The sequence below is a fragment of the Streptomyces sp. NBC_01477 genome (assembly GCF_036227245.1).
GTDB lineage: Bacteria > Actinomycetota > Actinomycetes > Streptomycetales > Streptomycetaceae > Actinacidiphila.
Genome location: NZ_CP109445.1, coordinates 5,156,275 through 5,179,428 on the forward strand (window position 1 = coordinate 5,156,275; position 23,154 = coordinate 5,179,428).

A 23,154-nucleotide genomic window follows, 5' to 3' on the forward strand; every position below is an offset into this window, starting at 1 on the left:
CGGCGCGGGGGACGTCAGCGCGCCAGCGACACGGCGAACGGGTGGAAGCCCCGGCGCCGGAGGATGTGCGGGACCAGGAGGACCAGCGCCTCGGCCGCCCGGGCGGTGCTGACGTCCCCCAGGTCCTCGATCCACTCCGGCCGCCAGCCCAGGTCGGCGAGCAGGCCCTTGACCTCGTCCTTCGCGGTGTCGTCGTCGCCGGACAGATAGGCGGTGGGCGGGGTGGACAGGGAGCGGGGGTCGGTCATGACCGTGAAGAGCATGGTGTTCAGGGTCTTGACCACCCGCGTTTCCGGCAGCGCGCGCTGGAGGCGCTCGGCCAGGCTGCCGTCGGGGTAGACGAGATCCCCGGGCAGGCCGTCCGCGGCGTCGCGGGTGGCGTTGGAGACGTCGACGAGGATCGTGCCCGCGAGTTCGGCGCGCAGGTCCGAGAGCCGGTCGAGCGAGGTGTCTCCCGGGGTCGCGTTGATGACGATCCCGGCCTCGCGGGCCGCGGTGCGCTGGTCGGTGACCCGGACCGACGGGTCGCCGGCCTCCTCGCCGGGGTGCCGGCGGCCGACGACGACGTCGTGTCCCGCGGAGGCGAGCTTGCGGGCCAGGCTGCCGCCCACGCGGCCGGCGCCCAGGATGGCGATGGTGGTCATGGCGAAGTGCTCCTTCGGGTGTACGGAGGTGTGCCGGGTGCGCGGGAGGCGCCGGGCGCAGGGGGGAGGGGCAGGTCAGACGATCGGGGCGAGGACCTCGGTGGCGGCGGCGTGGATGCCGGGGGCGGCGGCCAGGAAGTCGCTGCTGGCCGGGGTCCAGGGCTCGCCCCTGGTGTCGGTGACGGTGCCGCCGGCCTCCGCGACCAGCAGGGCGCCGGCCACCAGGCCCGAGCGGACGTCGGAGAACTGCCAGAAGGCGTCCGTCCGGCCCGCGGCCACGTGGATCAGCTGGAGGGTGGCCGGCACCGAGACCCGGACGACCAGCCCGTTGATCAGCATCGCGGTCACCGAGTCGCCGATCCGGCGGAAGGTCCGCTCGTCCTCGCCGGGCCTGGCCTGGCCGGTACCGGTCAGGGCCGCGCCCAGGTCGGTCTTGGCCGACACGTGCAGGGGCGCGCCATCGAGCAGGGCGCCGCGGCCCGCGACCGCGGTGTAGGTCTCGCCGGTGAGCGGCAGGTGGACGACGGTCAGCACCGGCCGGTTGTCGCTCACCAGCGTCGCGGTCACCGCCCATTCCTGCATGCCGTGGACGTGGTTGATGTTGCCCTCAGCCGGGTCGACGACCCACCACTCGCCGGCCGGCAGCGCGCCCCCGGCCAGCTCGTCCTCGGTCCAGCGCGATCCGGGCCGGGCGGCGAGCAGCGGCTCCCGCAGCACGTCGAGGACGGCCTCGTCGTTGGCGTGGATCTCTTCGGTGATGGCGTCGAGGTCGGCGCCGCGGGCGTACTCCGTGTAGCGCTCGCGCAGCGTCACTCCGGCGGCCTGGACCGCGGCGGTCACCTGCGGCAGGAGGGTGCGGTCGAGGTCCGAGGGCGTGGTGGCGGACATGGGGGCTCCCTGGAGGATCGGGACGAAGCGGTGGATTCCGCGTGCTTCGCCGTCTTGCTTCGACCGTAGGCAGGGTGAGGATTAACAGCAAGTGCATGCTATGCACTCGTAGGATTACCCTCATGCAACTGGATCTGAATCTGCTCACCGCGCTGGACGCGCTGCTGGAAGAGGGCAGCGTGGCCGGCGCGGCAGCCCGCCTGCACGTCACCGCCCCCGCGATGAGCCGGTCCCTGGGACGTATCCGCAAGGCCACCGGCGACGAGATCCTGGTACGCACCGGGCGCACGATGGTCCGCACGGCCTACGCCCAGTCCGTTCAGGAACGGGTCCACGACCTCGTGCAGCAGGTGCACGACGTGCTGTCCCCGGAGCGCGAGGTCGATCTGGCCACGCTGGAACGGGTGTTCACGGTGCGCCTGCACGATGTGCTCGCCACCGCGTGCGGCCCCGCGCTCTTCGCCGCCGTCCACCGGCAGGCGCCGGCCGCGCGGCTGCGCCTGGTCGCCGAGTCCGGCTCCGACACACCCGAGCTGCGCCGGGGCGAGGTGGACCTGGAGTCCAGCTCCGCCGTGCCGTCGGTACCGGACGTCCGCCACCACCTGGTCGGTGAGGACCGCCTGGTCGTCGCGGTACGCCCGGGCCACCCGCTCGCCGCCGGGCCGCTGACCGCGGGGAGCTACGCGGCGGCCGAGCACGCCACCGTCTCCCGCCGCGGCCGGCTGCGCGACCCGGTCGACGACGTACTCGGCGGCCTCGGCCTTGAAAGGAGCGTGCTCGCCGCGGTCCCGAGCGTGGCCGCCGCCCTGAACCTCGCGCTGGGCGCCGCCCTGGTGGTGACGGTCCCCGAGGCGGCCACGCGTGCCGCCCGCCACGAGCTGGGCCTCCTGACGCTCCCACTGCCCCTGGAGATGCCGGCCATCCCGCTGTACCTGACCTGGCACCAGCGCTACGACAACGACCGCGCCCACCGGTGGCTGCGCGGCCAGGTCCGGGAGGCGATCGCCGCGGTGTTCGGGGCGCCGGGGGTGTCCGGGGAGCCGGGGGCGCCCGGGGCTTTTGGGGCTTCCGGGGCGGGGAGCTGACGTACGGGCGCGCCGCCCGGCCCGGTGCGTGTCAGGGGCGCAGTACGTACGGGGCGCCCGCCGGCAGCGCGAGCGTACGGGTGCCGCCCGGCCAGCGGACGGTGACGGTGGTGGCACGCTCCGCGCGCAGCGTCGCCGAGCCGAGGGTGCCGCCCGACCAGGCGAGGCGTTCGACGGTGACGGCGCCGCGGGCGCGCAGGCCGGTCACCTCGCCGGCCGGCCACGCCGGGGGGAGGGCGGGCAGGAGGTCGAGGACGTCGGTGTGGGACTGGAGCAGTAGCTCGGCGATGGCCGCCGTCGCGCCGAAGTTGCCGTCGATCTGGAAGGGCGGGTGGGCGCACAGCAGGGACGGGTAGACGCCGCCGCCCTCCTCGTCCGACCCGACCGGGCGGAGCATCACGCCGAGCAGCCGGTGGGCCGCGGCGCCGTCGCCGAGGCGGGCCCACAGGCCGATCTTCCACGCCGTCGACCAGCCCGTTCCCTCGTCGCCGCGCAGATCGAGGCTGCGCCGGGCCGCCGCCCGCAGCCGCGGCTCCGCGAGGGCGCTGCCGGGGTAGAGGCCGACCAGGTGGGACACATGGCGGTGGTGCGGCTCGGTCTCCGTGCGCTCGGTGTGCCATTCGAGGAGTTCGCCGCGGCTGCCCACGGCGAGCGGGCGCAGCCGCGGCAGGGCCGCCGCGATGGCGGCGAGCAGGGCGGGGTCGGCTGCGGGACCCGCGTCGGCGGCGGACTCGGTGAGGAAGCCGAAGAGTTCCCGGGCCAGCGTGAGGTCCATGGCGGTGGAGAGGTCCACGGACGCGGGGCCGTCCGCCGTCGCGAACCGGTTCTCGGGGGACGTGGCGGGAGCGGTGACCAGGTGGCCGTCGGCGTCCTCGGTGAGCAGCCCGAGCAGGAAGCGGGCGGCTCCCGCGGCGACCGGCCAGGCGCGCTCGCGCAGGAAGCGGGCGTCGCGCCCGTAGCGCCAGTGCTCGGCCAGGTGCAGGCAGAGCCAGGCGCCCGCGAGCGGCCAACTCGACCACATCGGATCGTCGTTGCCCTCCCCGACCGGCCATGTCGCCCGCCACAGGTCGGTGTTGTGGTGGCACGTCCAGCCGTCGGTGCCGTAGAGCGCGCGGGCCACGCCGGTGCCCGCGGCGGCGAGGTCGGCGACCAGGTCGATCAGCGGCTGATGGCACTCGGGCAGCGCGGTGCTCTCGGCGGGCCAGTAGTTCATCTGGGTGTTGATGTTGACGGTGTAGTCGCAGTGCCAGGGCGGGGTGACCGAGTCGTTCCACAGCCCCTGGAGATGGGCCGCCTGGGTGCCCGGGCGGGAGCAGGCGAGCAGCAGGTAACGCCCGAAGTCGAAGAGCAGCGAGGCCAGTTGCTCGTCACGCGGACCGTCCCCGGTGGCGGAGGCGCGCAGCCGTACGTCGAGGGGGGCCGGTGTGTTGCGCGGTTGTGCGTCGAGGGGTGCGGGGGCCGGCTCCGGCAGGTCGTGCGGTTGTACGTCGCGGGGTGCGGGGTCCGGCTCCGGCACGTCGTGGAGCCGCAGCCGTACCCGGTCCATCAGGGCGCGGTGCGCGGCGGTGTGCGTGTCGAGCAGTTCCGCCCAGGGGCGGTCCTGGGCCGCCTCGATCGCGCGGGCGGCCCGGCCGAGGCACTCCTCCGGGTCGCCGCCCGGGGTACGGTCCCGGCCCGCGAAGCCGGTGCGTACGTCGACGAGCACGGTGCACGCGCGCACTCCGCGCAGCCGCAGCCGGTCGCCGTCCACCGTGACGTCGCCGCCTTCGCAGCGGACCCGGGCCAGGGCGGCGGCGGCCATCGCGGGGTCGCCGTGCTCGACCACGGGGCGGCGCCGGGCGTCGTCGCCGACGTGGGAGGGGGCGGTCAGCAGCAGGGCGAGGGCGTCGGAGCCCAGCGCCCGTACCCGGCTGCGGAGTTGGGGTGTGCGCCAGGACAGCTCGGCGTCCAGGCCGGCCGGGTGGCCGGTGCGCAGCCGGATCAGCAGCAGGCCGGTCGCGGTGTCCGCGCACACCTCTTGGGCGACGCCGCACGCGAGTTGGCGGGCCACACCCGCCCGCAGGTCCAGCTCCCTGCGCAGACTGCCGCCTTCGGCGCCACCGGAGATCCGCAGGACCAGGTCACCGATCGGCTGGAAGGCCTCAGCGCTGCGCCCCTGCGCGGCTTTCAGCCGTTCCCCGGCGGCCACATGACGCCCGGCCCGCAGGTCGGCGCGTACGTCCGCGAGCAGGCCCGCGGGTACGGCCGGGGGTTCGGCGGTCGGCGGACCCGACCAGAAGGTGTCCTCGTTGAGCGAGAAGCGCTGTTCCTCCGGGGGACCCCAGAGCATGGCGCCGAGCCGGCCGTTGCCGACGGGGATGCCGTCCGCCCAGCGGAGAGCGGGGCGGTCGTACCAGAAGGGGGAGGTCGGCTGCATGTCGCGTACGCACCTTGTCCAGGTCAGCTCCCCAGCCACCCCGGACCTTACCGCCTGCCGCGGTGGCCGGCCCTCTGCGGCAGAGGCTGCCCCCTGCGGGGCTCGGCTCTGCGGCAGGGGGCGCCCCTACGGGGCTCCCCTCTGCGGCAGGGGGCGCCCCCTGGAGGCTCGGGTCAGCTGCCAGGGCGGCGGAGCAGCAGCTCCGTGTTGTGGTCCGCCGAAGCGCCCAGCTTCGCGGCAGGCGTGGCGTACGGGTCGTTGAAGGACAGCTCGCGATAGAGCGCGGCCAGGCCGCGCTCGGAGGTGTCGCCCGCGTCCGTGGGATAGGGCGCCGCGGACTCGATCAGCGTGGTGAACAGCGACAGCGTGCCGTCCGCGTTGTCGGCGACCTCGATGATCCGGGCGTGCTGCGGATAGTCCACGTGGGAGGCGGTGTTGATCTCCCAGAAGGAGCGCTCGGCGACGGCGTGCGCGTGCGGGGTGATCTGGTTGGCGTGGGTGTGGCCGTTCACCCAGGCCAGCACATTGGGGTAGCGCTGCAGCAGCGTCACCAACTCGGCTCCCGTGTGCCGGCCTTCGAGCAGGTGGTACGGGTCGGGAAGGGTGTTGCCCATCGTCGTGCTGGTGTGGTGGCTGAAGATCAGCACGTACTGGTCCTGCGAGCCGCGGCGCACGACGTTGCCCGAGGAGTCGTACCAGTGGGTGCTGTACGACTGGAGCACCGACTCCAGCCAGTTGAGCTGGGCCGTGCCGATGGAACCGTCCGCCCAGCCGGCCCGGTTGGTGGTGTCCAGGCTGATGCCGAGGACGCCCTCGGCGACCGGGAAGGTGTAGTAGAGCTTGCCGCTGGAGGCCGCGGCCTGCGTGAAGCCGTGGCCGTACGGACCCGCGCCGGTGTAGCCGGAGTTGAGGTGCGCGGCGGCGAACTGCTGCGGGGTGAAGGGGGCGCGGCGGGCGTCGGGGGTGATGTGGCGCACCGGGCCGCCGCCGGTGAGGAGCTGGCCCAGCAGCAGGACCGCCGAGGCCGGGTCGTGCTGGATGGCGTCGGCGAGCTTCGCGGCGGTCGCCGAGTCGACGCCCTCGATCTTGTTGCCGCCGGTGTAGAGGGACTTGAGCAGCCCGACGTCGGGCAGCGTGCCCTCGATGCTGTCGTCGTGGTTGCCGACCGTGGTGTACCACGGGGTGCGCAGGCCCGGTGCGGTGAAGGGGCGGCCCGCCGCGGACAGGAAGCCGGGGACCTGCGGGAAGCCCGCGGTCTTGTAGCTGTCCTGGAAGGACGACTCGGGATTCCAGTACGCGGCGGAGCCGGAGTTCTGCACGCCCTCGTAGCGGGTCAGGTCGCCGGTCGACGGGGTGATGGCGCCGCCGCTCATCACCGAGAGGTACCAGTCGAGTTCGACCAGCTCGTGGTTGTCGGTGTTGTCGCCGGTCGCCATCACCAGCGAGAAGGGGTTGCCCGTGTAGGGGCCGCCGGACAGGGAGTTGACCCGCTCCACGAGCGAGGCGGCGCCGCGTACGGTCAGCGCTTCGTGCGGGCGGTGCGCCGAGCCGATGTAGGGGGCCAGGTATTCGAAGCGGACCGGCGACTCGGTGTCGGCCAGGTGGAGGTCGGTGAACTGCACGAAGGAGCCGAGCCCGGTACGCCGGTCGTCCCGCCCCGCCGCACCCGCGGCCAGCTCGGAGCGCACCACCAGCGGCCAGCCCGGTCCTGCCTGGAGCCTGACGTACGGGCCGGGGCCTGTCGGGGTCGCGACCTGTTCGAGGGTGGTGCCCTCGACCCGTACGGCACGGGCGGCGGTGGCGGCCAGGGCGCGGTCGTGCGCGGCGGCGGAGGCGTACGGGCTGTCGGCGAGGGTCAGTCCCGCGGCGACGGCGGCTGCTCCGGCGACGAACTGCCGCCTGCTGTAAGAGGGCATGCAGAGATCTCCTGACGCGGTCGGTCGTCCTACCGGCTCGGTGGCTCTACCGGCTGGTAATGAGACGTGCGTCAGCATCATGGCAGGCGCTGGACGTGACGTGAACAAGTCGTAACGAGACAGCGGCGGTTGGCCTTACGTCCGTCGCGGCCCGCCGGGGCGCCGCCGCGTGCTGCGACCGCATCGGCCCCCCGGCGGGGAGCAACCGGGCCGCGGAAGTCCGCCCCGAATCACCGCCCTTGGGCTCAGCGGACCAGCGGTGCCGCGCGGGAGACGAACGCCTCGACGGCCTGCCTCGCCCGGTCGTCCCGCTGGTCGTGGCCCGGCTGGTCCCGCGCGTTCGACACGTCCCACGTGTCCCGGTACGCCTGTTCGGCTGCGGCGGTCACCTCCGGGTCGTCCGTGAGCAGCTTGACCCGGTAGAGCGCCTGCCGGGCGACGGTCCGCAGCCGGTGTGCCTCGTCCCGCGCCGCGCCGAACTCCGCACCGCCCGGGCCGTCGAGCCGGCGGTACCAGCGGGTCGCCTGCCCGTGCCGGTAGTCCTCCACGGCCGCCGCGAACGCGCTGTACGCGGCCATGCGTTCCTGTCGCAGCGCCTCGGAATGGGCGAACACCTCACTGCGCAGGTTCGCCCGCTGCTGGAAGGCGTAGGTGATCACCGACCCCAGCAGCGTCCCGGCGACGGCCACGACACTCGTCCATATCGCTTCCACACCCCCAGTCGATCACAGGGCGCCCCCGGGGCACCCCGCCGCTCACTCACCCCCTTCCGGCCCCCGCTCCAGCGCCGTGCGCAGGGTCGCCAACACCGCCCCCATCCGGTCGAGTTCGGCAGCCGGGACGGCGGCGGTCAGGGCGGCGAGTCCCCGTTCGACCTCGGGGCGGGACCGCGCCAGCAGGTGGGCGCCCTCCGGGGTGAGGGCGAGCAGTGAGGAGCGGCGGTCGTGCGGGTGCGCGCTGCGTACGCACCAGCCGGCCGCCTCAAGCCGGTCGACCGCCTTGCTCGTGGCTCCCACGGTGATCCCCACCTCGCGGGCGATGTCCAGCACCCGGCATCCCGGCACGCGCTCGATGATCTCCATCAGTTCGAACTGCCCCAGGCTCAGCCCCAGTTCCGAGCTGAGCCGGGCGCTCAGGCTGTTGTAGAGCCGGGTCTCGACCCGGACCAGGTCCGTGAAGACGCGAGTGACGTGGCTCACATGAACTCCTTTGGATTCCCAGGAATCATCTTCCTGTGAATCCAGTTGGCCTCATGCGGATGGATTCCCAGGAATGCATCCTCCCACTATGCCCCTGGAGGCCCGCATGACCCGACAGCAGCGCGACGAGCTGGACGCCCTGCTCCGCGGCGGCCCGCGTGACCCGCGCGACCCGAACCCCGGCCCCGAGGCGCAGCGCCTCGGCTTCGCCCAGGCCATCAGCCGCCCGGCCCCCGACGACGTCACCACCCGCCGGACCGAGGTGGGCGGGCGCCCGGCCCTCGAACTGGAGCCCGCCGGAGCCGCCCGCAGCGGCCGGCTGCTCTATCTGCACGGCGGCGGATACGTCGTCGGCTCGCCCGACACGCACGCGGGGCTCGTCGGCGAGCTGGCCCGGCGCGCCCGGCTGCGGACGACCTCGGTGGACTACCGGCTCGCGCCCGAGCACCCGTTCCCCGCCCCGGTGGAGGACGGACTCGCCGCGTACCGAGCCCTGTTGGCGGACGGTACGGACCCGCGGGAGCTGGTCCTGGCCGGCGACTCGGCGGGTGCGGGCGCGGCCATCGCCGTGCTGCTCGCGGCCCGGGACGCCGGACTGCCGCAACCGGCCGCCCTCGCCGTCCTGTCGCCCTGGGTGGACCTCACCCTCAGCGGCGCGAGCATCCGTACCAAGGAGAAGGCGGACCCCATCTTCACCGCCGACGCGCTCCGGGAGTACGCCGACCTCTACCTCGGCGACCGCGACCGCCGCCAGCCGCTGGCCAGCCCGGTCTTCGCCGACCTCACAGGCCTGCCGCCGCTGCTCATCCAGGTGGGTTCGAACGAGGTGCTGCTCGACGACGCCGTCCGGCTGGCGGGCCGCGCGGGCGCCGACGACGTCGAGGTCACCCTGGAGGTCTGGCCCGAGGTCCCGCATGTCTTCCAGCACCATTACGGGCGCCTCGACGAGGCGGACGCCGCGCTGGACCGGATGGCCGGCTTCCTCGCCGGGCGGGTGGCGGCCCGATGACGGCCTTCTGGCGGCCTTCCGGTGGGCGGCGGCGGGCGCGGCCGGGCGCGGCCGGGCGCGCGAAAAGGCCGGAACGCCTCAGCGCCCGGCCTTCGGTCAGACAGGTGGTACCCCCAACGGGATTCGAACCCGTGCTACCGCCTTGAAAGGGCGGCGTCCTGGGCCACTAGACGATGAGGGCTAATCGGCCAGCCGTCAGCGCCTTGGCGGCGCTCATCGGGGACGCGAGAAGCATAGGCGATACGCCGGAGGATCACCAAAACGCTTTCGGTCGTGGCGCCGGCCGCGTACGGAACCCGGGCGGTCCTGAACCTGCTCGGAACCCGGCTCGAAGCCGTCGCGGAAGGTTCGGCGCGCGGCGGGACCCGCGGGGGCGCGGGCCGGGACAATGGGGGGCGTGCTGGAGATGAGCCGTGAGGAGTTCGAGGAGCTGGTCGGGGAAGCCCTCGACCGGATCCCGCCCGAGCTGACCCGCCTGATGGACAATGTGGCCCTCTTCGTCGAGGACGAGCCGCCCGCGGGCGAGCCGGACCTGCTCGGGCTGTACGAGGGCACGCCGCTCACCGAGCGCGGTGAGTGGTACGCCGGGGTGCTGCCGGACCGGATCACCGTCTACCGCGGCCCGACCCTGCGGATGTGCGAGTCCCGGGAGGACGTCGTGGCCGAGACGGAGGTCACCGTCGTCCACGAGATCGCCCACCACTTCGGCATCGACGACGAGCGGCTGCACGCGCTCGGTTACGGCTGAGGCCCGCGCCGCCGCGCGGGGCGCAAGGGCGGGGGCTCAGCCGTACGGGCCCTGTACGGCTGTACGGCTGTACGTCGCGTGCCGGCCGTGCGGGACGTGTTCGTACGCCGGCCGCCCGGGACGTGTTCGTACGTGCGGCCGAGGAACGGGCGCGGCGGTGGTCCGTACGAGCGCGGGCACGTGTCCTGGCGGGACTCGGGGCGTTGGACACGGGAGACACCGCCCGGCGTCGTACGCCCGTAGCGTGCGCGCGCTCCCGCCACGAGCCCCCGAGGTCCGCCCCCGATGCCCTCAGCGCACGCGCACGCACCCGTATCCGTAGCCGCATCATCCGTACCCGCCGCCGGCCAGGCCGAGGGCCCCGCCCCGGGTGGCTGTCGGCCTGCCCGGCGGCGGGGGGCGGGGGTGCGTTCCGCCGTGCTTGTCGCGCTGGTGGCGGCCGGGGTCGCGTCGTGCGTCAGTGCGGGCAGTGAACCCGGTCACACCGCGCCCGGCCCCGCGGGCGCCACCGCGAGCGTCGCCGTACGGGGCGGCGGCGGGCACGCGGTACCCGGCTCCGACCGGTCGGGCGGGGGGAAGGACGGGATGTCGCCGTCCCCCGCGGTACCCGGCGGCACGGCCTCGCCCGGGGCCTCGGGTTCACCGGGTCCCGGCAGGTCAGGCGGCCCCGACGGGCACGCCCAGCCGCACCCCGCGGGCGGCGCCTCCGTACCGCAGCCCACCGCCGGCACCCCGCCGACCGCGGCGCCGTCGAGCACCGCCCCGCCGACCGCGGCCCCCACGAGCGCACCGCCGGACAACCCGTCCCCGTCCGCCACCGGTTCGGGCGGCGGCGGGGAGACCGCCGCGCCGTAGGGCGTACACTCGGGGGCGTACTGGCTGGTCAGCATGCCCCCTCGTAAGCGATTCGCTAAAGCGGCGGCTGATGCGTATGCTGGTAGATCGTTTGATCCCCTGATTCCATTGCCTGGCGCCTGATCCATCTGCGCGCCGCGTGGCGCGTTCCTTTTCTCCTGTGGCTGACCGCATCGAGGCGGTTGTAAGCAACCTGTGGAGCTGGCGCGTGCCGTAAGTCTCCGAGAGGTTTAGCTTCCGCATGTCCATTGACAGTGCCGACCGTTCCGCCATGCCCGAGAACGCCGCCGACGCCGCCGTAGAAATCACCACCGCGGAGATCGTCGAGACCGCGGAAGCGGTGGCGGAGTCCGCCCGGAGCGCCGAGTCCGCCGGGTTCGCCGACTCGTCCGAGTCCGCCGCCTCCGCCGAGTCCGCCGAGGACACGGTCACCTTCGCCGACCTGGGCCTCGCCGAGGCCATCGTCCGCAAGCTGAACCAGAACGGCGTGGTCACCCCCTTCCCGATCCAGGCCGCCACCATCCCGGACGCGCTGGCCGGCCGGGACATCCTGGGCCGCGGCCGTACCGGCTCCGGCAAGACGCTCTCCTTCGGCCTGCCGCTGCTGACCCAGCTGTCCGGCGGCCACACCGACAAGCGCCGCCCGCGCGGAGTCATCCTCACCCCGACCCGCGAGCTGGCCATGCAGGTCGCCGACGCGCTGCAGCCGTACGGCGACGTCCTCGGCCTGAAGATGAAGGTCGTCTGCGGCGGCACGTCCATGCAGAACCAGATCTACGCCCTGGAGCGCGGTGTCGACATCCTCGTCGCCACTCCCGGGCGGCTGCGCGACCTGATCAACCGGGGCGCGGCCATCCTCGACCAGGTGCAGATCGCGGTCCTGGACGAGGCCGACCAGATGTCGGACATGGGCTTCCTGCCCGAGGTCACCGAGATCCTCGACCTCATCCCGGCCGGCGGCCAGCGGCTGCTGTTCTCCGCCACGCTGGAGAACGAGATCGACAGCCTCGTGAAGCGCTACCTGGTCAGCCCGGTCACGCACGAGGTCGACGCCGCCCAGGGCGCGGTCACCACCATGACCCACCACGTGCTCGTGGTGAAGCCCAAGGACAAGGCGCCGGTCACCGCCGCGATCGCCGCCCGCAAGGGCCGCACCATCATCTTCGTCCGCACCCAGATGGGCGCCGACCGCGTCGCCGAGCAGCTGATCGAGTCCGGCGTCCGCGCCGACGCGCTGCACGGCGGCATGACCCAGGGCGCCCGTACCCGCACCCTCGAGGACTTCAAGGCCGGCCAGGTCAACGTCCTGGTCGCCACCGACGTCGCCGCCCGCGGCATCCACGTCGACGGCATCGACCTGGTCCTCAACGTCGACCCGGCCGGCGACCACAAGGACTACCTGCACCGCAGCGGCCGTACGGCCAGGGCGGGCAAGTCCGGCACGGTCGTCTCGCTGGCCCTGCCGCACCAGCGCAAGCAGATCTTCCGGCTGATGGAGGACGCGGGCGTGGACGCCTCGCGCCACATCATCGGCGGTGCCGGCGTCTTCGACGAGGACGTCGCCAAGATCACCGGCGCCCGCTCCCTCACCGACGTCCAGGCCGACGCCGTCCAGAACGCCGCCGCCCAGGCCGAACGCGAGGTCGCCGACCTCACCCGCCAGCTGGAGCGCGTCCAGCGCCGTGCCACCGAACTGCGCGAGGAGGCCGACCGCCTCACCGCCCGCTCGGCCCGCGAGCGCGGCGAGGACCCGGACGAGGCGATCGCGGCGAAGGCCGCGGAGATGGCCGAACTCGCCGCCGAGGCGGCTGCGGCCGCTGCTGCCGCGTCCGTCCCGGCACCGCGCGAGGAGCGCCAGCAGTCGTCGTCCTCGTACCAGCGCCGCGACGACCGCGGCAACTTCGACCGCCGTGATTCGCGTCCGTCGTACGGCAACCGCAGCAGCGAGTCCCGCCCGTCCTCGTACGGCAACCGCGACGACCGCCGCGACAGCCGTCCGTCCTACGGCAACCGTGACGACCGCCGTGACTCGCGCCCGTCCTACGGGAACCGCGACGACTCGCGCCCGTCGTACAGCAACCGCGACGAGTCGCGTCCGGCGTACGGCAACCGTGACGACCGCCGCGATTCGCGTCCGTCGTACGGCAACCGCAGCAGCGAGTCCCGCCCGTCCTCGTACGGCAACCGGAGCGAGTCCCGTCCTGCCTCGTACGGCAACCGTGACGACCGGCGCCCGTCCTCGTACGACCGCCGTGACTCGCGGCCGTCCTACGGCAACCGCAGCGACTCGCGTCCGGCGTACGGCAACCGTGACGACCGCCGTGACTCGCGCCCGTCCTACGGCGCCCCGCGCGACGACCGCGACAGCCGCCCGTCGTACGGCCAGTCGTCCCCGTCCTCGTCCTCGTCCTCCTACAACGACCGCAAGCCGCGCTGGAAGCGCAACGGCTGACGCTCCCCGCACCCCCTGAGAACGGGCCCGGCACCTGCGCCCCCGCGCACGCGCCGGGCCCGTTCCACCTCCCCCGCCCCACCCGCCACCCCCCAACCCGGCTGACCCTCTCCGGCGACCCGGTTATGCTGTGTCGGTGCGGGCCGTTAGCTCAATTGGCAGAGCAGTGGACTTTTAATCCATTGGTTGTGGGTTCGAGTCCCACACGGCCTACCGCAGGAGCCCTGGTCAGAGACATCTGGCCGGGGCTCCAAGGCGTTTGAGTGCCCGTCAAGATCGCACGCTCGCACCGCGCTCGCACGCCGCGCAGCCTCCATGCCGCTTCACGCCGCGCCGCTGGTGCTCCATATGGCTGTCTATGGCTCCATCCCGCTTCACCCAAGTGGGTGAAGATCCGTCGTTTTGGGTGGACAGATGCACCCTCAAGGGTGTGGGATCGGTTTCTCGACCCCAATTCGACTGGGTGTTCGAGCGCAGGGGGGATGTGCATGTCGCACGGCCGGCGGTTACCGGAGCGCTGAGTGGGCTGTCGCCGCACTTGCGAGGCGACGTCCTGGCCGACTCCTGTACGCGCGTCCGTCGTCCCCCCGCAGTGCCCTCAATGTGGCTCTTCCGCGGCGACGGAGCGTGTTGTGACTCTTCCCCCCACCTTCAAGGCGGCAATGGCGCCGCCGACCTATCTCGGGAGGAACCTTGGGTACTCGGGCCATCACCGGCCTCGCCGCGACCATATTCGCCGTGGGATTCGCCCTCGGCATCGTCGGCCTCAGTCCGGCCGTCGACAGTCCCAGGATCAGCCGTCTCGGCATGGTCCTGGCCGTGGCCACCATCCCTCTCTGGATCGCTGCCGCGACCCGGAGAAACGCACGGCTGACTGAGGATCAGATAGCCGACGCGCACATGGCGGGCTATCAGCACTGCCTCACCCACCTGCGCGGGCTGAACGGCCCGGAAAATGGAGAACGGCCCGACCAGTAAGGCCGGGCCGTTCCCTGGCCGCCGACGGCTACCTTGCCGTCCCCGCCGGCGGCCGGCATGAGGATCGGGTCGAGCGGCGGTATGCCGACCATGATCACAAAAAGCCCGCCGCTGCGGGCTGACTTATCATCGCCAGGCACTCAGCGTCTGTCGAGTGTCCCGTGATCCACAGCCCGACTGGGTGCTCGAATACCGCCGGGCCGTCGGCGACCGAATCCGTGACCGCCGGATCCAGGAAAGTCGGATCCAGTGGTGGGTCTGCGAGAGGACCGGGCTCGGCAGGTCTACATACCAGGAGATCGAGCGCGGAGAAACGGACGCCAGACTCTCCTGGCTCGCCCGCATCGCAGCCGCCCTCAATACGACCGTCGACCAACTGGTCGACGTCGAGCTCCGGCCACCGGGGTGAGGGTGGTGCCCCGCCAGCGCTGCGACCACGGCGCCAGCGGGGCGGATGAGCGCGGCGGCCCCGCAGGGTCCAACTCCGCCGCACCCACCGGGAGTACCTGCGCGGCACCGGTACGGGGGTCCCAGCACCGCGCAGGCGATCAGGGGTCACTCCTGTATCTGCGTGCGCCAGAACCGGGTGATGCTCTCGCGGAAGTGGGTGTGGTCCGGGTGCTTCGCCGAGTGCTTTATGGCCCATTCCTGGCCGTCCGCGACGGACTCGGACGCCGGGGACCGTGAGCCGCCGCCGTCCGGGGTGTCGAGCGTGGCGCACGTCGTGCACTCGAACTCGTACAGCGGCTCCTGCGGGGCGCCCTCGGACCGGTCGCGGGCGATCAGCCAGTCGACGTAGCGCAGCACCGCCCGCGGCGTCATCGGGCGTCCTCGGGCCGGGTGGCGGGGAGCAGGCCGCGGAGGCGCAGCGCTTCTGCGAGCACCTCGCGGGCGGTTGCCGGGCGCACCCGACTCAGCGGTGCATCCCACTCCAGCCCCCCGCGTGGCGGCCGGAGCGAATACTTCGTCGATCCCACGGCCATCACACGGGCGACGACGGTGCCGTCGGTGTCGACGACGAGGTCGTCCACCGCGATCACGTCCTGGCCGTGGCCCGCCAGCTGTGTGCCGGTAGTCTCTTGCATGTCGTCGCCCCTTCCGGCGCCGGCCGCGCTCCCGGGCCTGCAAGCCGCGGGGGCGTTCTGCTGCCCGCCCCGCGAGTTCGTCGGCACGCAGGGGCGGGCGCTCCACCGACGCTAGAAACGGACGGCTTGCATCCGCCACAAACTTGCACCAACTAGCACCACATTGACCGTGACCAGCCACTGTCCACTTCGCGCTCTTGACGGCTTCACCTGGGCGCGTGAGCTTGGTGCAAGTCCGTGAAAGCGACCGAACTCTGGAGGGGATCGTGGCACTACGGTTCATCGGCATCGACCCGAACACCGACGAGAAGAACTGCCCGCGGGTATGGGTCGACGATGAGAAGCAGGAGTTCGTCTTCCAGGGTTGGAAGGCCGACGATGTTCTGAACGAGGCGGTCCGGGCGACCGGTCCGCTTCCCGATCACGAAGCGGTCGTCCGCGTCCCCGTGAGGATGGCGCACATTCTGAGGGAGGCATGTGATGCCGCGGAGCGGCTGGACGTTTGACGAGCTGCTGGCCGGCGCCAGGCGGTCGGCTGTGCACCTGGAGATGAGGGACGCGTACTACACCAACCCGCGTTTCGAGGCGTGGCAGAAGGGCGAGCGAACCGACTGGGCCGACCGCGCCTCGTGGTGGCGGCCGTTCCACCAGCAGATTGCCGACGCCGTCGCCCGCGGGGTGGCCGTGCGCCGAGCTCGGGTCGTGTCCGAGCCGGTCACGGACTACATCCGGTGGGAGCACTACGTCACCCACTCCAACGTGGCCGCCGGCGAGCAGGTGCGGTGGCTCCCGCGCCAGAACACCGCCGACCTGCTGATGCCCGGACGCGACTTCTGGATCTTCGATGGCCAGGTCATCCGCCTTCACGACTTCGCTGGGAACGGCGACTTCCTCGGCGAGGACTACAGCGGCGACGCTGCCCTGGTCGAATTGAACGCAGCCGCGTTCGAGCGGGTGTGGGAGCGGGCAATCCCGCACGACCAGTACACGATCAAGTAGAGCAGCGGGCCGCAGAAAACCATGCCGCCGACCTCTCCGTCGTCCAGCGTGCAAGCCGCCCGCGAGCAGCTGGCCGCACGTCTCCGCGAGATCCGGCTGGACGCGGAGATCACGAAGCGAGAGGTCGCGGCACGGTGCGGCTGGAGCGAAGCGAAGTCCGGCCGGATCGAGAACGCCCGCACCGCACCGTCGGACGAAGACATCCGGTTGTGGTGCAATGCCTGCGGCGCTGCCGACCAGGCGCCCCCGCTGATCGCTGCCAACCGGCAGGCCGACTCCATGTACGTGCAATGGCGGCGCCTCCAGCGCACCGGCCTCAAGCAGCTACAGAAGGCCAACCTGCCGCTGTTCGAGCGGACCCGGCACTTCAAGGTGTACTGCTCCAACGTCGTCCCCGGGTTCCTGCAAACCCCCGGCTACGCCGGCGCACTGCTGCGGGCCATCGCTACGTTCCGTGGCCTGCCCGATGACGTCGCCGATGCAGTGACCGCCCGCATGGACCGCTCCCGGATCATCCGCGAGGGCGATCACCGGTTCGCGATAGTCATCGAGGAGACCGTGCTGCGCTACAGGCTCGGCGATGCCGGGGTGATGGCCGGCCAACTCGGGTCACTGCTGTCCGCCATGGACCTGCCTGCGGTATCGCTCGGCATCATCCCTGCCGCGACGGAGCGGTCCATGTGGCCGGTCGAGTCGTTCACGGTGTTCGACGACCAGCGGGTGGACCACGAGCCGCTGTCCGCGTCGGTCAAGATCACCGCACCGGACGAGGTCGCCGTCTACCTCAGGGCATTCACCGAGCTGCACCAGCACGCCGTGTACGGGGCGGACGCGCGCTCGCTGATCGTTCGGGCCATCGACGCCCTACGCTGAGCGTGCGGCCAGCTCCGAATGTAGCCCGGGCATGACGAAAGCCCCCGTCCGCGGCCGGAGCCGAGGACGGGGGCTGTGTCACTGCCAGGGCAGGAGTTCGAGGTCGTCCGGTGGGGTCGGTGGCGGCCCGGCCGGACCCGGGTCGATCCTGGCGGCCCACCGTCGCAGGTCGACGTAGGCCTGCGTCAGCAGGCGCCGCTGCTCCCGCTCATGCGCCAGCTCCCGGTCCAGGCGGCGGGTGATCGTGGTGAAGGACGACCGCCTCGACTGCCGCCAGGCCGCGGCGCCCCCCAGCACCGTCGCCGCCGCCGTCCCCAGCGCCCCGAGATCAATCACGCGGCTCCCCCCTCTCGTACAGCGTCTCGACCACCCACACGGGCTCGGCGAGACCGGCCACCAGGACGATCGCGACGGCGAAGGCCAACCACGCCCCGGCCGACCCGGGTGCGGACTCCGACCCGGTGCCGTCGATCGCAGCGCGGGCGTAGGTGATCCCCCACAGCAGCGGTGGCCCGGCCAGTGCCGCGAACCCGGCCGCCTGCCATCTGATCCGCCAGTGGCGCACGAGCGCAGCCGCGACCGCCACGGCGCCGGCCGCCACCCACACCCACCCGAGCGTCGTCAGCGGCACGTACCGGGTGATGCCCGCCAGGCCACGGGCACGCGCGTACCCGGGGTCGGCGGTGATGCTGTAGCCGTACCAGGCCCAGCCCAGGCCGAGCACGGCCAGGACCGCGGGCCGCAGGCCCCCGACCAGGCGCACCGCGGCCCGCACCTCACACCCCCTTGGCGAGGGAGGCGGAGTCCTTGCTGCCGAAGGCCCGCGCCAGGATTCCCTTGACGAGGCTGCCGGCCGCGGCCACGCCGCCCGCCGCGGCGCTCTCCCAGAAGGACAGGTGGCCGACGTTGCCCGCGGTCGCGGTGACCAGCACGCCGCCGGTCGCCACGACGAAGGTCGCGGCCACGCGCTCGGTCAGGTCGATCGCGTACGTCTTGGCGTCCTTGACGATGGCGCCCGTGTTGATGCCGATGCTGCTCATGGTGGTGATCCGTTTCTACTGGTAGGGGTGTTGACGGATGGCTACTTGGACTGCGCGACGAGCGCGCCGACCATGCGGGTGGCGAGGGTGTCGAGCTGGGCGTCCGTGACGCCGGTGCCGGCGGCGTGCTTCGCGAGCGCGGCCCGGAGCGTGGCGGTCTGCGACACCACCCCGGGGACGTCCTTGCCAGTCGGCAGTGGGATCGACGGGTCGAAGGCACGGGCCAGCCAGTACACGACGGCCATCGCCATCGCGTCCCGGGCGTCCGGACCCGTCATCTCCTTCACCACCTCGGCGGCGACCTTCTTCGCGTCGGCGTCGGTCAGCGGCATGTCTTCCTCCAGGGTTGGGGTGAGGCCGGGCATCCACTGCCCGTAATCCGCCGCGAGGGCGGTGTTCCTGTCGCAGGTCACGCCCGCGATCCGGACCGTGCTGGCGAACTGCCGGATGCGGGCACGCGAGTCCCACTTGCCGCCCGACCAGGCGACGGTCTGCCACGCCCAGGAGACAAGCCCGTGGTCGAGCAGGTACTTGATGACGCGGTAGCCGCCGTATGCGCCCACGTGGGCGACGCCGAGCACACTCGCGGCGCCCTGGAAGTAGGCGGCGACGTCGTCCGGGGCGGCGTCGTAGTCGACGGCGAAGTAGACCGGCCGGCCGGACGGCATGCCGCACGCCTTGGCCTGCTCGCCTGCCTCCTCCGCGTCGGCGATGCCCGCGGCCCGGCCCGCGCCCGCGCGCTGGGCGGTCGTCTCCCACACCACGACGCAGGACACGCCGTGCGCCGCCAGGTCCCCAGCCTCCGTCGCGGTCAGGTTCTTACTGGGGCTGTGCGACAGGTACCGCGCCGCGAAGCGCACGCCAGCCGCGGCGAGCGCGGCGCCGCCCGGCCGGCCGGACGAGTAGTCCACGCCCTCGAATTCAGCCATGTGCAGCCCTCCAGGCATGCGAAAGCCCCGGCCGGTTGGCGCGGGGCGGGGATGGGTCAGGCGATGTTGCCGAGTGGCACGACGAAGTTGAAATAGAACCCGTCGTTGAGGGCCACCGCAGAGGTGGTGGCGATACCGACTGCGCCGTTGCTGTCCACGTTGACGCGGCAGGCGGTCTTCCAGGCGTCACCGGAGCCGACGTGGATCCCGGCGCCGGAGAAGAGCTTCTTCGGGGTGTACGCCGTCGGGAGAGTGAAGAAGGTGTAGCTGCCGGCGGCGAGGCCGCCGCTGGCCGTGCAGTGCACGGTCCCGCAGACGTGCAGGTTGTCCTCGGCGTCCTGGCGGTACTGCATGGCGGCGTAGCGGGTGGCTGCGGCCGATCCGCCCGCCCAGTTCGTGTTGTACGTCGGTGCGTGCCAGGTCTCGGGCACGTACCGCCAGCTCGGGATATCGAACGCTGACGTCAGCTTGACCAGGGCGCCGCTGACGGCCACGTCTGCCCCGCCGATGACCTGGACCGCGGGCGCGCTGACGGTGCCGCTCTGGCCGCCCGTCTGGCCGGCCGACAGGATGGCCGTGGCCTGGTTCGCGTATGTGCCGTGGATGGCGGGCGAGGTCAGGGCGATGCTCTGCGGGCCGGCGATGCCCAGGATGCCGGTCAGGGTCTGGTCCTGGTCGTCGATCGACATCGCGTCGCCGTCGCCGAGCTGGATGTTCCCGGTCGAGAGTGCGACCCACTCGCCGTTCGGTGTGCCGTCGGGGTCCCATCCGGCCTGGTTCCAGATCCGGTTGTCCGCGCCGCCGACGTAGTTGGTCTGGTGCTCGTCGTCGTCGTAGGTTTTCAGGGCGCCGTCGGCGTCCAGGACGACGCGGTGGCCGGTCTCGGCGGTCTGGATGCGGGCGCCGGTGATGGTGGTGTCCCCGCCGCCGATCGTCGCCCAGGACGCGCGCTTGGACGCCCGCAGTTCCCGTACTTCGCGCTCCAGGGCGGCGAGCCTGCGTGCGAGGGTCGTGGCGTCGGGGGGCAGCTGGTCGATACGCCGTGGCATTCATGTCTCCTCTTGTACGAGGACCGGCCGCACGGTGTCGGCGGCCGGGTCCAGCTCCCAGGCCCAGCAGCGGGCGACCGTGGCCGCGCCGCCGGGGTGCCGGGGGGATCGGGCGATCTGCACGCCGATGCTGTCCCCCAGTGCCCAGTCCTGGCCGAGGCGGGGCGCGGCGGACGCGGTGGCCGTGACGTCCCACACGGTGCTGCCGGTGGCCATCGCGGTGAGCGTGCCGGCCGCGGAGGCGTCGAGCGCGACCGGGTCGGTCGTGGCCGAGGCGGGGGTGAAGCGGTACTCCCACAGGGCGTACCCGGCGGCGAGCAGGGCGTCGGCGCTGTGGTCGGCGGAGCGCAGGCGGGCGTCGCCCTCGCCGTCCCCGTAGGCGCGCACGGTCGTGGCGCCCTTGCCGTCCTCGTAGGACTCGGTCAGCGTGTACGCGCTGATGCAGCCGGGCAGGTCGAACACCGCCATCGGCGTGGTGGTGACATTGCCGATGCCGCTCGCGGCCCGAACGCGGACCGGCAGCTCGAACCCGGTGCGCGAGGCGTTCCAGCGGACGTCCACGGTCCACTCGGGGCCGGCGTCCTGGTCCATCAGCTCCTGCCAGACGGACAGGATCGTGCGGTCATCGCCGTCGGCCACGGAGTACGAGGCCGGGGTGCCGGTGCCGGGGGCGTCGAACACGAACGGAGGCGCCTGGGTGAGCAGCGGGCCTGCGGTCGTGGTGAGGATGACGGCCTGGTCGGCGCCCACCCATGTGCCGGCTGCGGCGTACCGGCGGTCCATGTACGCCTCCGGTGAGGCGATGCCGAGGCTGAGGGCCGGGTCCGTGCCGCCCGCCCGGGTCAGCACGATGCCCGCGGTGACTGGCTGCCCGGTCGCCCGGTCCACCGGCACCAGCATGGTCCGGCCCGGCGTCGTCGCCGATTCCCAGCCGGCCGGGGCGCCGTCCAGCGCCAGCGTCAGGGAGCTGGTGGTGGACGCGCCGAGCTTCCGGCTGAGGGCCTGGTCCGTGCTCAGCGCGGGCAGCTCAGCGACGATCTGCCCGCTGTGCAGGTCGCACCCGTACCAGTCGAGGATCACCGGTCCGATCACGGGACGGGGGTCACCTCCAGGGTGCCGCCGGTGATGCTGACGGTGCCGGCGCCGCCGGAGGTGATGTACCACTGCGGCGTGATGGTCAGGCTGGCGCCCACGGTGGCGCCGGTGATCAGGTAGGAGCGGCTGGCGGATATCCGGGTGCCGCGCACCAGGATCGACGTGCTCGGCCCGGGGGCGATGGTGGCCGCGCCGGACGCCCGCCAGGCCGCCTGCGTCAGCCCCGTGCTGGACACCACGTTCATGACGTCGGCGCCGATGGTCACCCGGACCATGCCGGACGGCGGCACGGTGACGGTGACCGGCGCCCAGGACGCGGACAGGAAGTCCACGAAGACACCGCTCGTGGTCCACGGGGGGTTGGCCGCCTGCGCGCTGGTGACCGGCGCGTAGGACAGGTACCGCCACCGGGTGCCGTCCCAGCGGCGGGTGCCGTCGCCGGAGTCCCACAGCTGCCCGGTGTACGGGTTGGGCGGGGCGACGGTGCCGACGGTGAGGCCGCCGGCCGCCGCGGTGTACGCCCGCGTCGCCGTCGAGACGACCGCGGCGCCGCCGCCGGACTTGGGCACGCTGACCGTGGCCAGCACGACGCACGAAGGGTCGGTGGGCGTCGGCGCGACCGGCGACGGCGCCGGGACGCCGGTGAGGACCAGGACCGCGCCGTCCCGGGCGCCGGACCCGTCGGCGTCCGTGTCCCGCACCCGGGCGTAGACCAGGTCCACCCGCGGGTTCGTGGCGTCCGCCGCGGCGAGCGTCGCTGTGACGTTCGCGTCGACCACCAGCATGTACGGCCCCTGCGCGACCGAGGATCCGCCCTGGATCACAGCGACGCCCGGTGTGACCGTGACGGTGGTCCCGGACACGGACACGCCCAGCCCTGGCCCGGGGCGCACACCGGCCTGGACCTGGAGACCGGCCGCGCCCGGGCTGAGCAGCGCCGCCAGGCTCTCGCGGAACTGCTGGCTGGAGTATGCCGGACTGCCCGCGCTGGCGTTGATCGGGAAAGCGGTGATGGTCATGGTCACATCCAGGCGGATCGGTAGGTGACGGTGCAGGTCGCGGTGGGGCTGTCCGCGGCAGCGCGGAACGCGATCGTGGACTGCCCGGGCGGCAGGTGCGGCCACGAACCGGTCAGCAGGGCGCGCCGGTTGGCGGTGCCGTTGTAGAGGACGGTGCGCGCGTCCACGTCCAGGACGAGCGTGTCCCCGGCGGCGATGTCCCCGCTGTAGGTGAGGACGGCGGAGGTGCCCCTCGGGCCGGTCACGGTCACCTGCGGCTGGCTCACCGGACCGGCGACGGTGATCACGGGTCGCGCCGTAAAGGTGCCGGTGTTGACTGCTGCGGCGTCGCCCACCACCACGTCCGCGGGGATGGTCAGCGGGAACGTGATCGGCCAGGTGACGCCCCCGCTGACGGACGGCAGGTGCAGGGCCACCGTCGTCGCGGTCACCGCATACAGCCGGGGGTCCGCCGCGGTGACCTGGATACTCCAGTCCACCACCCGGTCCGTCAGCCTCTGCGCCAGGACCTTCCCGGAGCGGCGGACGGTGGCCTGCCGGGCGACCGGCTCGTACACCGTCAGCAGCGTGTCGGCCAGGGCCGCCGCCGCCTTCACCTGCTCGATCGCCGAGAACGTCGAGACGTAGTCCGGGCAGACCGCCTTGCCCGCCAGGGTGATGACCCGCTCCTGGAGGTAAACCGGGCCGGCGTAGGCGCCGTGGTCGGCCGTGCGCTCTGTGAGGGTCTGCCGCACGTCGGGGGACTCCCAGCCGTCCAGCGTCGCGCAGTGCCAGTGCACCCCCGCGTCGTCCACCTGGCCGAGGACCAGTCCCCCCAGCTGCATCGTGAGCTGGGAGAACTGGAAACCCGGCTGGAGACCTGCGGCCATTGCCGC

The 23,154-nt window shown here is 72.8% G+C and carries 26 protein-coding genes and 2 tRNA genes; 10 read left to right on the plus strand and 18 right to left on the minus strand.

The genetic code is table 11. The annotated features are described in order from the left end of the window. Positions 1-14: 14 nt before the first annotated feature. Together OHA86_RS21815 and OHA86_RS21820 are read right to left on the minus strand one after the other, a co-directional pair. Positions 15-644: an NADPH-dependent F420 reductase gene (locus OHA86_RS21815; protein WP_329177759.1), complete on the minus strand. Its 630-nt coding sequence runs from the start codon at positions 642-644 to the stop codon at positions 15-17. 75 nt (positions 645-719) lie between these two features. Continuing rightward, positions 720-1,532: an inositol monophosphatase family protein gene (locus OHA86_RS21820; RefSeq protein ID WP_329177761.1), complete on the minus strand. Its 813-nt coding sequence runs from the start codon at positions 1,530-1,532 to the stop codon at positions 720-722. A gap of 122 nt (positions 1,533-1,654) precedes the next feature. Here OHA86_RS21820 and OHA86_RS21825 point away from each other — a divergent pair, with 122 nt between their 5' ends. Further along, on the plus strand, positions 1,655-2,617 hold the full coding sequence (locus OHA86_RS21825) for a LysR family transcriptional regulator (protein ID WP_329177763.1): 963 nt from the start codon (positions 1,655-1,657) through the stop codon (positions 2,615-2,617). A 31-nt stretch (positions 2,618-2,648) separates the two neighbouring features. Here OHA86_RS21825 and OHA86_RS21830 read toward each other — a convergent pair whose 3' ends face one another. The 4 genes from OHA86_RS21830 to OHA86_RS21845 form a co-directional block, all read right to left on the minus strand. Continuing rightward, positions 2,649-5,033: a glycoside hydrolase family 95 protein gene (locus tag OHA86_RS21830; protein WP_329177764.1), complete on the minus strand. Its 2,385-nt coding sequence runs from the start codon at positions 5,031-5,033 to the stop codon at positions 2,649-2,651. Between the two features lie 173 nt (positions 5,034-5,206). Further along, entirely contained in the window at positions 5,207-6,949 is a 1,743-nt protein-coding gene (locus tag OHA86_RS21835; protein WP_329177766.1) for a TIGR03767 family metallophosphoesterase, read from the minus strand. A gap of 245 nt (positions 6,950-7,194) precedes the next feature. Further along, positions 7,195-7,662 carry a hypothetical protein gene (locus OHA86_RS21840; protein ID WP_329177767.1) on the minus strand — a complete coding sequence of 156 codons (468 nt, stop codon included), beginning with the start codon at positions 7,660-7,662 and terminating at the stop codon, positions 7,195-7,197. A 42-nt stretch (positions 7,663-7,704) separates the two neighbouring features. Further along, positions 7,705-8,148 carry a MarR family winged helix-turn-helix transcriptional regulator gene (locus OHA86_RS21845; protein ID WP_329177769.1) on the minus strand — a complete coding sequence of 148 codons (444 nt, stop codon included), beginning with the start codon at positions 8,146-8,148 and terminating at the stop codon, positions 7,705-7,707. Between the two features lie 106 nt (positions 8,149-8,254). On the opposite strand from OHA86_RS21845, the gene OHA86_RS21850 reads away from it, so the two are divergent. Further along, entirely contained in the window at positions 8,255-9,157 is a 903-nt protein-coding gene (locus OHA86_RS21850; protein ID WP_329177770.1) for an alpha/beta hydrolase, read from the plus strand. Between the two features lie 105 nt (positions 9,158-9,262). Here OHA86_RS21850 and OHA86_RS21855 read toward each other — a convergent pair. After that, positions 9,263-9,338 (minus strand) — tRNA-Glu (locus OHA86_RS21855). Between the two features lie 216 nt (positions 9,339-9,554). Here OHA86_RS21855 and OHA86_RS21860 point away from each other — a divergent pair. Next, a complete protein-coding gene (locus tag OHA86_RS21860; RefSeq protein ID WP_329177771.1) occupies positions 9,555-9,905 on the plus strand; it encodes a metallopeptidase family protein in 351 nt (116 codons plus the stop codon). A 479-nt stretch (positions 9,906-10,384) separates the two neighbouring features. Here the strand turns inward: OHA86_RS21860 and OHA86_RS21865 are convergent, their stop codons facing one another. Next, the gene (locus tag OHA86_RS21865; RefSeq protein ID WP_329177772.1) at positions 10,385-10,795 is read right to left on the minus strand and encodes a hypothetical protein; all 411 of its coding nucleotides are present in this window, start codon (positions 10,793-10,795) and stop codon (positions 10,385-10,387) included. Positions 10,796-11,001: 206 nt separating this feature from the next. On the opposite strand from OHA86_RS21865, the gene OHA86_RS21870 reads away from it, so the two are divergent. The 4 genes from OHA86_RS21870 (at position 11,002) to OHA86_RS21885 (ending at position 14,599) form a co-directional block, all read left to right on the plus strand. After that, a complete protein-coding gene (locus OHA86_RS21870) occupies positions 11,002-13,212 on the plus strand; it encodes a DEAD/DEAH box helicase (protein WP_329177774.1) in 2,211 nt (736 codons plus the stop codon). 140 nt (positions 13,213-13,352) lie between these two features. Beyond that, a tRNA-Lys gene (locus OHA86_RS21875) sits at positions 13,353-13,425 on the plus strand. Between the two features lie 525 nt (positions 13,426-13,950). Next, on the plus strand, positions 13,951-14,190 hold the full coding sequence (locus OHA86_RS21880; protein ID WP_329177776.1) for a hypothetical protein: 240 nt from the start codon (positions 13,951-13,953) through the stop codon (positions 14,188-14,190). A 154-nt stretch (positions 14,191-14,344) separates the two neighbouring features. Beyond that, the gene (locus OHA86_RS21885) at positions 14,345-14,599 is read left to right on the plus strand and encodes a helix-turn-helix domain-containing protein (protein WP_329177778.1); all 255 of its coding nucleotides are present in this window, start codon (positions 14,345-14,347) and stop codon (positions 14,597-14,599) included. Positions 14,600-14,745: 146 nt separating this feature from the next. Here the strand turns inward: OHA86_RS21885 and OHA86_RS21890 are convergent, their stop codons facing one another. Together OHA86_RS21890 and OHA86_RS21895 are read right to left on the minus strand one after the other, a co-directional pair. After that, the gene (locus tag OHA86_RS21890; RefSeq protein ID WP_329177780.1) at positions 14,746-15,012 is read right to left on the minus strand and encodes a DUF7848 domain-containing protein; all 267 of its coding nucleotides are present in this window, start codon (positions 15,010-15,012) and stop codon (positions 14,746-14,748) included. After that, complete coding sequence (locus OHA86_RS21895; RefSeq protein WP_329177781.1) at positions 15,009-15,275, minus strand: hypothetical protein; 267 nt, start codon at positions 15,273-15,275, stop codon at positions 15,009-15,011. The genes OHA86_RS21890 and OHA86_RS21895 overlap by 4 nt, the downstream gene beginning before the upstream one ends. A 218-nt stretch (positions 15,276-15,493) precedes the next feature. Here OHA86_RS21895 and OHA86_RS21900 point away from each other — a divergent pair, with 218 nt between their 5' ends. From OHA86_RS21900 to OHA86_RS21910, 3 genes are read left to right on the plus strand one after another with little or no spacing between them, the layout of a single operon-like run. Continuing rightward, positions 15,494-15,781 carry a hypothetical protein gene (locus tag OHA86_RS21900; protein ID WP_443071808.1) on the plus strand — a complete coding sequence of 96 codons (288 nt, stop codon included), beginning with the start codon at positions 15,494-15,496 and terminating at the stop codon, positions 15,779-15,781. Then, a complete protein-coding gene (locus OHA86_RS21905; RefSeq protein ID WP_329177783.1) occupies positions 15,756-16,274 on the plus strand; it encodes a DUF6879 family protein in 519 nt (172 codons plus the stop codon). The genes OHA86_RS21900 and OHA86_RS21905 overlap by 26 nt, the downstream gene beginning before the upstream one ends. A 21-nt stretch (positions 16,275-16,295) precedes the next feature. Next, on the plus strand, positions 16,296-17,147 hold the full coding sequence (locus OHA86_RS21910) for a helix-turn-helix domain-containing protein (RefSeq protein WP_329177785.1): 852 nt from the start codon (positions 16,296-16,298) through the stop codon (positions 17,145-17,147). Between the two features lie 78 nt (positions 17,148-17,225). On the opposite strand, the gene OHA86_RS21915 is transcribed toward OHA86_RS21910, so the two are convergent. The 8 genes from OHA86_RS21915 to OHA86_RS21950 are packed head-to-tail and all read right to left on the minus strand — an operon-like array spanning position 17,226 to position 23,148. Further along, the gene (locus OHA86_RS21915) at positions 17,226-17,483 is read right to left on the minus strand and encodes a hypothetical protein (protein ID WP_329177787.1); all 258 of its coding nucleotides are present in this window, start codon (positions 17,481-17,483) and stop codon (positions 17,226-17,228) included. Next, a complete protein-coding gene (locus OHA86_RS21920) occupies positions 17,476-17,910 on the minus strand; it encodes a hypothetical protein (protein WP_329177789.1) in 435 nt (144 codons plus the stop codon). The genes OHA86_RS21915 and OHA86_RS21920 overlap by 8 nt, the downstream gene beginning before the upstream one ends. A 13-nt stretch (positions 17,911-17,923) precedes the next feature. Further along, positions 17,924-18,187 (minus strand): hypothetical protein, encoded by a 264-nt coding sequence (locus tag OHA86_RS21925; RefSeq protein ID WP_329177790.1) that lies wholly within the window; start codon positions 18,185-18,187, stop codon positions 17,924-17,926. 41 nt (positions 18,188-18,228) lie between these two features. Then, the gene (locus OHA86_RS21930; protein WP_329177791.1) at positions 18,229-19,116 is read right to left on the minus strand and encodes a glycoside hydrolase domain-containing protein; all 888 of its coding nucleotides are present in this window, start codon (positions 19,114-19,116) and stop codon (positions 18,229-18,231) included. Positions 19,117-19,172: 56 nt separating this feature from the next. After that, the gene (locus OHA86_RS21935; protein WP_329177792.1) at positions 19,173-20,165 is read right to left on the minus strand and encodes a hypothetical protein; all 993 of its coding nucleotides are present in this window, start codon (positions 20,163-20,165) and stop codon (positions 19,173-19,175) included. Further along, complete coding sequence (locus OHA86_RS21940) at positions 20,166-21,257, minus strand: hypothetical protein (protein ID WP_329177793.1); 1,092 nt, start codon at positions 21,255-21,257, stop codon at positions 20,166-20,168. It abuts the gene before it with no gap. After that, positions 21,254-22,279 carry a hypothetical protein gene (locus OHA86_RS21945; RefSeq protein ID WP_329177795.1) on the minus strand — a complete coding sequence of 342 codons (1,026 nt, stop codon included), beginning with the start codon at positions 22,277-22,279 and terminating at the stop codon, positions 21,254-21,256. The genes OHA86_RS21940 and OHA86_RS21945 overlap by 4 nt, the downstream gene beginning before the upstream one ends. Before the next feature lie 2 nt (positions 22,280-22,281). Next, positions 22,282-23,148 (minus strand): phage distal tail protein, encoded by an 867-nt coding sequence (locus OHA86_RS21950; protein WP_329177797.1) that lies wholly within the window; start codon positions 23,146-23,148, stop codon positions 22,282-22,284. Positions 23,149-23,154 lie beyond the last annotated feature (6 nt).